This is a genomic window from Methylophilus sp., assembly GCF_008015755.1.
GTDB lineage: Bacteria > Pseudomonadota > Gammaproteobacteria > Burkholderiales > Methylophilaceae > Methylophilus.
Window position 1 is genome coordinate 23,039 of the sequence record NZ_SSGF01000025.1, and the last position, 12,066, is coordinate 35,104.

At 47.9% G+C, this 12,066-nt stretch carries 5 protein-coding genes; all 5 read left to right on the forward strand.

Annotated elements, in window-relative coordinates:
- The first annotated feature begins 62 nt into the window (after window positions 1-62).
- The gene (locus tag E6Q52_RS10200; RefSeq protein WP_292821669.1) at window positions 63-2,207 is read left to right on the forward strand and encodes a type I secretion system permease/ATPase; all 2,145 of its coding nucleotides are present in this window, start codon (window positions 63-65) and stop codon (window positions 2,205-2,207) included.
- A gap of 2 nt (window positions 2,208-2,209) precedes the next feature.
- The gene (locus E6Q52_RS10205; protein ID WP_292821671.1) at window positions 2,210-3,622 is read left to right on the forward strand and encodes an HlyD family type I secretion periplasmic adaptor subunit; all 1,413 of its coding nucleotides are present in this window, start codon (window positions 2,210-2,212) and stop codon (window positions 3,620-3,622) included.
- A 5-nt stretch (window positions 3,623-3,627) separates the two neighbouring features.
- On the forward strand, window positions 3,628-4,302 hold the full coding sequence (locus tag E6Q52_RS10210; RefSeq protein ID WP_292821673.1) for a response regulator transcription factor: 675 nt from the start codon (window positions 3,628-3,630) through the stop codon (window positions 4,300-4,302).
- A 216-nt stretch (window positions 4,303-4,518) separates the two neighbouring features.
- A complete protein-coding gene (locus E6Q52_RS10215) occupies window positions 4,519-6,324 on the forward strand; it encodes a TolC family outer membrane protein (RefSeq protein ID WP_292821675.1) in 1,806 nt (601 codons plus the stop codon).
- A gap of 204 nt (window positions 6,325-6,528) precedes the next feature.
- On the forward strand, window positions 6,529-12,066 hold a 5,538-nt coding region (locus E6Q52_RS10220; RefSeq protein ID WP_292821677.1), incomplete at its 3' end, for a retention module-containing protein.

Below are 12,066 nucleotides of genomic sequence, written 5' to 3' on the forward strand. Positions count from 1 at the left end.
TCAACAGTCGGTAAATCAGTCACTGGTTTAATTCGGATAAGGATAATAATAAGTCATCTGCCATGGAAACGACGCCATACTTTAATACAACCGAAAAAGACGCTCTGCTGGAGTGTCTCCTTTATATTTGCCGCCATAATCGACTGGCGACGACGCGTGATGCTTTAACTTCCGGTTTACCGCTAGAAGACGGCAAACTCAATCCGGAGTTGTTCAAACGCTCCGCTGAGCGTTTGCGGCTAGAGGTGACGGTGAAGCAGGGCGGCATGACATCCCTGTTGCAGCCGCAGACTGACGTCACCTTGCTATTGAATAATCATCGCGCCTGCCAACTGATCAAAATAGATGAAAGTCAGCATTTTGCTCAAGTGGTATTCCCAGATTTATCGCCAGATGCTTTGACCATGAGCCTGGCTGATCTGGCTGCTGAATATAGTGGTTATGCTTTAATCACCAAGCAAAACTTTCTGTTTGATGCACGCACGCCAGAAGTAGGCCGGGTGCAAGTTCGGCACTGGTTTTGGGGCACGCTGGCTGAAAATAAGGGCATTTACCGTGACGTGATGGTCGCGGCCTTGCTGATTAATATTTTTGCCTTGGCCATGCCGCTGTTTACCATGAATGTGTACGACCGCGTGGTGCCTAACAAGGCAGTTGAAACCTTGTGGGTGCTAGGCATAGGCGTGGCCTTGATTGTCTTGGGTGACTTATTGTTACGCTCCATGCGTGCCTATTTTCTTGATTGGGCCAGCGCGCGCATCGACGTCAAGCTCAGCGCGCAAATCATGGAAAAAGTGTTGGGTACACGTTATGAGGCAAAGCCAACTTCGGTGGGTTCTTTTGCGTCTAATTTACGCTCGTTTGAAAGCGTGCGTGACTTTATTACTTCGGCCACCGTGGTGACGCTGATCGACCTGCCATTCGGCATTATTTTCCTGATCGTGATTGCCTGGATTAACCCGTATATGGTGTTGCCCGCGTTGATTGGCGGCGCGGTCGTGCTGATTTACTCGCTGAGCGTGCAGACCAAAATGCACGACCTGTCAGAAACCATGTATCGCGCCAGCGCGCAGCGCAATGCGACGCTGATTGAAAGCCTGGTTGGCCTGGAAACGGTGAAATCGATGGGCGTGGAAGGCCAGATGCAGGGCAAGTGGGAAAAAAGCGCGCTGTTTTTGTCTGAAGTTGGCAGCAAACTCAAGCTGCTGTCCTCTTCTATCACCAACGGGACTTATGCCTTGCAACAGATCATCAGCGTGGCGATTGTGATTTTAGGCGTGTATTTGATCTCAAATGGCGATTTGACCATGGGTGGCTTGATTGCCTGCTCGCAATTGACTAGCCGTGGCTTGGCGCCTATTTCGCAAATTGCTGGCCTGTTTACGCAATATCACACCGCAGCGACTTCTCTGAAATCGTTAGATGAAGTGATGGGTAAACCGGTTGAGCGTAATAAAGGCGTTAATTTCTTGTCTCGCCCGGCGTTCAAGGGGGAGATTGAGTTTAAAAACGTATCATTTAAATACCCTGGCTCTGATGAGCTGGCCTTAAATCGGGTTTCTTTCAGGATTCGTCCTGGTGAGCACGTTGGCCTGATCGGCCGCATGGGTTCAGGCAAAACGACGATTAATAAGCTGATTCTTGGCCTGTATCAGCCCACCGAAGGCGCCATTCTGATTGATGGCATTGATGCACGACAAATTGACCCGGCGGAGTTACGCCGCAGCATTGGTTATGTGCAGCAAGACAACCATCTTTTTTATGGCTCATTGCGTGAAAATATTACTTTGCGTCATCCGCATGCAGACGATCAGTCTGTGTTGCAGGCAGCACAAGTGGGCGGCATTGCCGACTTTGTGAATGCACATCCAAAAGGCTTTGACCTCGAGGTGGGCGAGCGCGGGGATACCTTGTCCGGCGGCCAGCGTCAAGGCGTGGGTATTGCACGGGCGTTTGTGACGCAACCGCAAATTGTATTACTTGATGAACCAACCAGCGCTATGGATCACTCAGGTGAGGAAACCGTTAAACGCAACATTGCCGAAGCCACGGCAGATAAAACCATGATTGTGATCAGTCACCGTAACGCGATGCTGGAACTGGCAGAGCGCCTGATTGTGATTGATTCGGGTCAAGTGGTTGCGGATGGTAATAAAGAAGACGTCACTGCTGCGCTGCGTGCCGGCAAAGTAGGTAAGGCGAGATAAACATGGCAAAAAAAATATTCGATCAATTAGGTGAAGTCACCAAGCCTGACAGTATCTGGGTACGTCTCGGCAAGCCGGTGCATGCCTTGGTAGACAAAATCATCAAAACTGAAACCGCTGAATCACGCAGTTGGTCTGAGCAAGCGCATGATGTAATGATAGAAGACACCATGTTGCATGCCAAACTGATTATGTACGGTATTCTGGCTATTTTGTTGGTGTTGCTGATTTGGGCCAGTGTCGCCAAGGTGGATGAAGTCACGCGCGCGGAGGGCCGCGTGATTCCATCCCGACAGATTCAGGTCGTGCAGTCGCTGGATGGCGGTATTGTGGTGGATATCTTGGTGCAGCTGGGCGATACCGTTAAGCGCGGTCAACCATTGATTAAAATTGATGAAACGCGGGCGATTTCATCTTTAAAAGAGAATGAAAGCCAATATTTGTCTCTTAAAGCAAAAGAGGCACGCCTGAAAGCGTTGGCCAATGGCGGCAGTTTTAATCCGCCGAGTGAAGTTCAGCAAAAAACGCCTGATACTTATCTGCAAGAGTTGCAGTTGTTTAATGCCGCCAGAGATGAGCTGAATTCGCAGATCAATATCGCCAGAGACCAATTGTCACAGCGCGAGCGTGAGTTGTCTGAAGTGCAATTTAAGAAAGAAGTGGCGATTAAGACCTATGATTCGACCAGTAAAGAGCTTGCAGCTAATCGTCCTTTGCTCAATAGTGGAGCGGTGTCTGAGATTGAGATTTTAAGGCTGGAGCGCGATGCTAATCGAGCCAAAGGTGATATCGACCAGGCATCTGCGCAAATGGGGCGATTAACGGCGGCGATTTCTGAAGCTAGGCGCAAAGTGTCAGAAGCGCAGCAATCGTTTCTGAGTAAGATTCGGACTGATCTGAACGAAACAACGGCTAAAATCAATAGCCTGACACAGTCCAGCCTGGCGCTCTCTGATAAAGTAAAGCAATCCACATTGACCTCACCGGTGAACGGTAAGGTGAGCAAGCTGTATTTCAATACCGTTGGCGGGGTGATCCAGCCAGGCAAAGAAGTCATGGAAGTGGTGCCTTCTGATGATGCGCTGGTGATTGAAGCAAAAGTGCAAACCAAAGATATTGCTTTTATTCGGCCTAAACAGCCAGCTGTGATTAAGTTAACGGCTTATGATTACACCATTTATGGCAGTTTGGATGGTTCTGTAGAGGATATTGCAGCAGATTCGACCATAGACGATAAAGGTAATGCGTATTATGTCGTTAAGGTAAGAACAGACAAAAATAATCTGGGCGATCACTTGCCGATTATTCCGGGCATGGTTGCACAAGTCGATATTTTGACCGGCAAGAAGACAGTGCTGTCTTACTTATTAAAACCAGTGTTAAAAGCTAAATCTTACGCATTAACAGAACGCTAAATACTATGAATCATATATTTATCACGACATTAAAACAGTCCGTAGAGTCCTGGCTAAAGGCTTTCCCACAATTAACAACGATTGCTGACGTGGTCTCTGCAGATGTGGCTGGCGCCTCTATTATTTGGGTGCACGCGCAAATGGAGCAAGGTTATCAGTGGCGCAAGCATGTGCAGCAGATATTAACGCTGCTGCCTTCAGCCAAAGTGGTTGTGTTGTCGAATAACCCTGAACAGGCTGAAGCCATGCAGGCGCTAGAGTTAGGCGCGGTAGGCTACCTGCACGCTTATGCGCATCAGCAGGTGCTGCAAGAGGTTTACAGTGTGGTTTCGCATGGCGGGGTCTGGTTAGGGCGCGATGTGCTCAAACATTTGATCACGCTAACGACCCAGGGGCATTCGCAGCCAGATGCCACAGAAGAGATTTTAGAAGGATTGACCAAGCGTGAACGTGAGGTCGCGCTAGAAGCGGCCAAAGGCAACAGTAATAAAGAAATCGCGCGCGCACTTTCTATTTCTGAACGTACCGTTAAAGCACATTTGACTTCAGTCTTTGATACTCTAAAGGTGAGGGATCGTTTGCATTTGGCATTGGTGTTGCAGGGCAAATCAAGCCAGGGACACTTTTCTGAAGAAAATTTAAAAAAAGTTTCTTTGAATAAATTACGTTTAAACTCATGATTGATTAATATTATTAATTTATGTTTATTTTTGTAAATTAATGAATTTAATCAGATTTTTTCAAAAAAAGTGCTGTCAGATGTAAAAGTATATGACATTTTCCACTAAAAGCCTATCTAAGTGAGCACTTAGATAGGCCGTATACCCTTGTGCCGACACAATTCCATGGTTATACTGATTCTGGATGAATCTTTATAACTTGTTAAGAGTCTGCACATGAAACTAAAAAAAATCGCCTCGGCACTATTAATGGGTGTGTTTTCCTTCTCGGCTATCAGCTGGGCTGCCAGTCCTGAGACCCTGGAGAAAATCATTGAAAAAGCCGTGTCTGAGAACCCTGAGGTTCAGGCAAGCTTCCACGCTTTTAAAGCGGCGGAGTTTGATGAGTCTGCTGCCAAGGGTAGATACCTGCCAAATCTGACGGTTGATCAAACATTCAGAAATCAGGAACGTCTGACACCAAACGTTAATAATACTTACACGCCCAACCAGCAATCAACCTTGACCTTGCGCCAAATGATTTTTGACGGCCTGGCAACACCTTCTGAAGTCGGCCGCTTGGATCATGTGGCGAAATCTCGTTTTTATGAGTTGCAAGGACAAATGCAAGGGGTTGCACTCGATACCGCGACCGCATATTTTGATTTGTTGCGTTATCGCCGTCTGGTCTCTTATGCACAAGATAACTTTGTTGTGCACAAACAGATTTTCGACAAAATCAAATCTCGCGTCGACGCTGGCGTAGGTAAGAAAGTTGACCTTGAGCAAGCCACAGGCCGTTTGGCATTGGCTGAAGCAAACCTGTTGACTGAAACCACTAACTTGTATGATGTATCTGCGCGCTTTCAACGCTTGGTGGGCGAATTGCCGCCGGATAGCGTAAGTGAAGTGATGCTGACAGGTGACGGCTTGGCTGGTAGTGCAGACCAAGTGCTGGACGCGGCTTATAAACAAAACCCGAACATATTGGCAGCCATTGAGAATATTATCGCTGTCGAAAAATCAGTCTCTGGCAAAAAAGCGCCTTTTATGCCGCGCCTGGATTTGCAAGGTCGCAAAATTATTGATGTTAATGATGCAAGCAAAAACAGCACATTGGCTGCAGATACTTTAGAAGTGACTGCAAGCTGGAACATCTTTAATGGTTTTACTGACAAATCCAACCTGGATTCTGCCGTCGAAACCTTAAATCGTTCACATGATTTGCGCGACAAAGCGTGTATCGATACCCGTCAGTTGGTGGCCATTGCCTATAACAATATTAAGCAGTTGACTGAGCAAGTTGCTTACCGTAAGCAGCATCAAGACTCTATCGAAAACGCGCGTTTAGCCTATCGTAAGCAATACGATATTGGTCAGCGTACATTGCTTGACTTACTGGATACCGAAAACGAATACTTCCAGTCTCGCCGTAACTTCACCAATGCTGAAATGGACCTGAGTACTTCTTACGCAAGAACTTACGCTGGTCAAGGTTTGTTGTTAAGTAAATTAGGTGTGACTCGTGCCGATGTTGGCGAGTACCCGCGCGAAGAGTATATGGATCGCGAAAATGTGTGTAAGGCTGTTGTGCCTACACAGATTGTGCCAGACAAAGCAGCATTGTTAGCGAATGCCAAGCCTTGGGAAGGTGAAGCCTTTAAACCAAAAGCGCAAGAAAAAGCGACCATGAAATTCACGCCGCGCATCTTGTTCCAGGCAAATAGCGCAATTATCTTGCCAGAGTCTTACGCTGACTTGGATATTGTGTATGACGTTGTGAAAGAATGGGGTAACGACAAAGTTGAAATCGCCGGTCACACAGACAAGCGTAGTACCTCAAAAGAGAAGTACAACCTGCTCTTGTCTGAAAAGCGTGCCAAGGCTGTGGCTGATTACCTGGTTAAAAAGGGGATGGACGCTCAGCGTTTAGTAGTAAAAGGCTATGGTTTCTCACAACCGATTGCTGAAAATGATCCTGTGAACGGTAATGATGCCAACCGTCGTGTTGAAGTCATTCGATTCCAGTCTGTCGCGCAATAGTTGCAAAGTTTGTTCCGGCTTGCTTAGTCGGCAAACAAAAAAGCGGTGCTTAGGCGCCGCTTTTTTTATATCTGCTATCCCAATCGAATGATGAGATTACATCCGGCAGGTTAGTCATAGTACCTTAGTACAATAGATTTTCATTTTGCATTCGCGTTTAATACGACACTATCAGAATTGTCTCAATCATAAGTGAGGGTAAAAATGGCTACAGTAATTGGAACTGTTACAAACATTCAAGGTATGGCTATCGTAGTGGATGCCAGCGGTAATCGTCATATGTTGAAAGTTGGTGAGGTGCTTCATGCAGGCGATAAAGTGATCACTGCCACCGGTGCTGCAGTTTCAGTAAAGCTGGCCAATGGCGAAACAGTCAATTTTGCTGAAGCACAAACAGTCAAGATTACTGACAATCTGGCCCAGGTTGATGTCTCAGATGTGTCTGAAAATGCTGTCAACCAAACCGTTTTTGATGCGGTGCTGACCGCGTTGAATGAAGGCCGCGACATTACTGAAGTATTGGATAGCCCAGCTGCAGGTGAGGCAGGTAGTGATGGTAATGCCAGCTTTGTTAACCTTGATCGTATTCAGACTGACAATGCTGGTGGTGCCAACTATGATGGTGGTACGGGTGCGGGTGGTGCAGCGACAGGTGGCAGCATCGCGCCTAACTATGTTTATCTAACTCCAGCAAGTGGTGCGCCTGGTGTAGAGTTGATCGATGATATTGGTAATGACGGTTATTTAAATGCCACTGAATTAAAAGGCTTGTCTACAACAGATGCAAAAGTCACTTTGCCTGCAGGTTTGGAGCCCGGTGATGTCGTTAATCTTGTTCATAATAGCGGCACGATCAATGTGGTTTTGACAGCGGCAGACATTGCTACAGGTTCTGTTGTAATTGCTGTGCCTGTTCCTCCCACTGGAGATACTCTGATTGTTACGGCAAGCATTACAAATCAGTCTGGTCAGACTTCAGCTTCTAGTTCAGACTCTGCGATTATTGACACCAACGTTCCAAATGGTGGCAACGCCCCAACTGTAGAAATCACTGAAGATGCTAATAATGACGGCTTTATTAACCGTGCAGAATTAAACGGTGATATAGATGTAAAAGTGTCGTTCGCACCAAATTTGGTTGATGTGGGTGATATCGTCGTTGTTAAGTCTACTGGCGGTACTGTTAAGCAAGTGGTTATCTCAGCTAATGACAAAGCAAACGGTTTTATTACAACGACTGTGCCAGCATTGCCTGATGGTGACACTGTTACCGTGAATGCAACCATCGTTGATGCGGCAAAAAATGAATCAAAACCAGGGAGTGACTCTGCAACCATCGACTTGAGTGCGCCAGATATTCCATCTTTTGTCGGTGTAGATGATGTTGGTCCAACCCAAGGCCTGATCGTTAACAACTCAACCATTGATGATAACAAGCCTGAAATTCGTGGCTCTAACGGCAACCCAGGCGATACCATTGCGATTTATGACAATGGCACCAAGCTTGGTGACACTGTTGTAAAACCTGATGGTACCTGGACATTTACGCCAACCACGCCATTAGCTGATGGTGATCACAGCATTACTGTCACTGCAACAGACCCAGCTGGTAACACAAGCAATCCATCTGCACCATTGGCTTTCACTGTCGACACGATTGCGCCAAATACACCGGCCTTTGAAGGTGTAGATGATGTTGGTCCAACCCAAGGTCTGATCGTTAATAACTCAACGATTGATGATAACAAGCCTGAGATTCGTGGCTCTAACGGCAATCCAGGCGATACCATTACGATTTATGACAATGGCACCAAGCTTGGTGACACTGTTGTAAAACCTGATGGTACTTGGACATTTACACCAACAACACCGTTGGCTGATGGTGGTCATAGCATTACTGTCACTGCAACAGACCCAGCTGGTAACACCAGCAATCCGTCCGCACCATTGGCTTTCACTATCGACACGATTGCGCCAAATACACCAGCTTTTGAAGGTGTTGATGATGTTGGTCCAACCCAAGGTCTGATCGTTAACAACTCAACCATTGATGATAACAAGCCTGAGATTCGTGGCTCTAACGGCAATCCAGGCGACACGATCACAATCTACGATAACGGCACCAAACTTGGTACAGCCCTTGTTAAGCCTGACGGTACCTGGACATTTACACCAACAACACCGTTGGCTGATGGTGGTCATAGCATTACTGTCACTGCAACAGATCCTGCTGGTAACACCAGCAATCCGTCCGCACCATTGGCTTTCACTATCGACACGATTGCGCCAAATACACCTGCTTTTGAAGGCTATGACGATGTGGGTACAATTCAGGGTGTCATTGTTAACAACTCTTCTATTGACGACAATAAACCAGAGATTCGTGGCTCAAATGGTAATCCTAATGACACGATCACGATTTATGACAATGGTACAAAACTTGGTACAACCCTTGTTAAACCTGATGGCACCTGGACATTTACGCCAACAACACCATTGGCTGATGGTGGTCATAGCATCACGGTAACAGCGACAGATCCAGCTGGTAACATCAGTGATCCGTCCGCATCATTGAACTTTACGATTGATACTGTTCCACCAGCGCTGTTTATTAGCCTGGACGCGAACGTTGCAGGTGATGGCATTGTGAATGTGGCTGAGTCTACAGCCGCAGCAATTCCAGTGACCGGTACAGTAAGCGGCCAATTTAAAACGGGTGACATTGTCACGGTGACCGTCAACGGTAAAGACTTCACAGGTGCTGTGACTGCGGCAGGGACCTTCTCCATTAATGTTCCTGGTGCTGATTTGGCGGCTGATGCTGACCAAACAATCGATGCGCGTGTTACGACATCAGACATTGCAGGTAATACCACGACAGCAACAGACACCCAGACTTACACAGTCAATCTGTTGCCGCCAGCACTGGCGATCAGCCTGGATGCAAACGTGGCAGGCGACGGCATTGTGAACGTGGCTGAATCTACTGCGGCAGCAATCCCAGTAACAGGTACCGTGAGTGGCCAGTTTAAAGTGGGTGATGTTGTTACCGTAACCATCAACAACAAAGATTTCACTGGCACTGTACAAGCTGGCGGTAAGTTCTCAATTGATGTCCCTGGCGCAGACTTGGCTGCTGACTCAGATAGCACGATCTTTGCAAGCGTGACAACGACCAACGCCGCGGGTAATAGCGCGACAGCAACAGATACCCAGACCTACACTGTGAATGTATTGCCACCAGCATTGGCAATTAGCTTAGATGCAAACGTTGCAGGTGACGGCATTGTGAATGTGGCTGAATCTACAGCCGCTGCGATTCCAGTGACTGGTACAGTGAGCGGCCAGTTCAAAACCGGCGACATTGTGACGATTACGATTAACGGTAAAGACTTTACTGGCGCAGTGGCGACAGACGGTACTTTCTCCATTAATGTGCCTGGTGCAGATTTGGCTGCTGATGCAGACAGCACAGTATTTGCGAGCGTGACTACGACAAACGCGGCAGGTAACAGTGCGACAGCAACAGATACACAGACTTACACAGTAAACCTGTTGCCACCAGCGCTGGCAATCAGCCTAGATGCAAACGTTGCCGGTGATGGCATTGTGAACGCTGCTGAATCTACAGCTGCTGCGATTGCAGTAACTGGTACAGTGAGTGGTCAGTTCAAGGTTGGTGATACCGTGACTCTGACGATCAACGACAAGAGCTTCACTGGTACGGTATTAGATGGTGGCAAGTTCTCTATCAATGTGCCAGGTGCTGATTTGGCAGCTGATGCTGATGCCACAATTTTTGCGAGCGTGACGACAACAAACGCTGCAGGTAACAGCGCAACAGCCACTGACACCCAAACTTATACTGTCAACACAGCACCGCCAGCAGTTGCCATCAGCCTGGATGCAAACGTCGCAGGCGACGGCATCGTCAACGCTGCTGAATCTACAGCCGCTGCGATTCCTGTGACTGGTACCGTGAGTGGCCAGTTCAAAACTGGCGACATTGTGACGATTACGATTAACGGTAAAGACTTTACTGGCGCAGTTGCGACAGATGGTACCTTCTCAATTAATGTACCAGGTGCCGATTTGGCTGCTGATGCAGACAGTACCGTATTCGCCAGCGTCACCACCACCAACGCTGCAGGTAACAGCGCAACAGCCACTGACACCCAAACTTATACTGTCAACACAGCACCGCCAGCAGTTGCCATCAGCCTGGACGCGAACGTTGCAGGTGATGGCATTGTGAACGCCGCTGAATCTACGGCCGCAGCAATCCCAGTGACTGGTACGGTAAGTGGCCAGTTTAAAACTGGCGATATTGTGACGGTGACGATTAACGGTAAAGACTTTACTGGTGCAGTTGCGACAAATGGTACTTTCTCTATTAATGTGCCTGGTGCAGATTTGGCAGCAGATCCTGACGCAACGGTATTCGCCAGCGTCACTACCACCAACGCTGCGGGCAATAGCGCGACAGCAACCGATACACAAACATACACGGTGAATGTCTTGCCACCAGCCGTTGCAATCAGTCTGGATGCGAACGTTGCAGGTGATGGCATTGTGAACGTGGCTGAGTCTACTGCGGCAGCAATTCCAGTGACTGGTACGGTGAGTGGCCAGTTTAAAACTGGCGACATTGTGACGGTGACGATTAACGGTAAAGATTTCACTGGCGCAGTTGCGACGGATGGTACTTTCTCGATCAATGTGCCTGGTGCAGATTTGGCAGCAGATCCTGACGCAACGGTATTTGCGAGTGTGACGACAACAAACGCGGCAGGTAACAGTGCGACAGCGACAGATACTCAAACCTATACAGTAAACCTGTTGCCGCCAGCACTGGCGATCAGTCTGGATGCAAACGTTGCGGGTGATGGCATCGTGAACGTCGCTGAGTCTACTGCTGCAGCGATTCCAGTGACTGGTACAGTCAGTGGTCAATTTAAAGTAGGTGATGTTGTTACTTTGACCATTAACAACAAAGAGTTCACCGGCACAGTGCAAACTGGCGGTAAGTTCTCAATTAATGTGCCGGGTGCCGATCTGGCAGCGGACTCTGACAGCACGATCTTTGCAAGCGTGACGACAACTAATGCTGCAGGTAACAGCGCAACAGCGACGGACACACAAGACTATAAACTGGCTGTAAATCCAAACCTGTTTGCAACGATTGCGCTTGATGCCAACTTCGGTGGTGATGGCATCATCAACATTGAAGAGGCAAAAGCGACTTCGATTACGCCAGTGACTGGTACTGTTGGCGGTGACGCTAAAGTAGGTGATCCAGTCGTTGTGACCATCAATGGTAAAGACTACAACACGACAGTGATTACACGCGCTGATGGCAAGCTTGGCTTCAGTGTGAATGTTGCTGGTAACGAGCTGGCGGCTGACCCTGATAAGACTATCGATGCAAAAGTCACTGTGACTGACAACGCTGGTAACACAGCAAGCCAGTCAACTCAGCTGACTTACAGCCTGGACCTAACGCCACCTAAAGCTGAGATTGCTTTGGACGCCAACTTCGGTGGTGATGGCATCATCAACATTGAAGAGGCAAAAGCGACTTCGATTACGCCAGTGACTGGTACTGTTGGCGGTGACGCTAAAGTAGGTGATCCAGTCGTTGTGACCATCAATGGTAAAGACTACAACACGACAGTGATTACACGCGCTGATGGCAAGCTTGGCTTCAGTGTGAATGTTGCTGGTAACGAGCTGGCGGCTGAC

Coding starts and splice junctions, on each gene's coding strand:
- E6Q52_RS10200 (WP_292821669.1), top strand. CDS start 63: ATGGAAACGACGCCATACTTTAATACAACCGAAAAAGACGCTCTGCTG.
- E6Q52_RS10205 (WP_292821671.1), top strand. CDS start 2,210: ATGGCAAAAAAAATATTCGATCAATTAGGTGAAGTCACCAAGCCTGAC.
- E6Q52_RS10210 (WP_292821673.1), top strand. CDS start 3,628: ATGAATCATATATTTATCACGACATTAAAACAGTCCGTAGAGTCCTGG.
- E6Q52_RS10215 (WP_292821675.1), top strand. CDS start 4,519: ATGAAACTAAAAAAAATCGCCTCGGCACTATTAATGGGTGTGTTTTCC.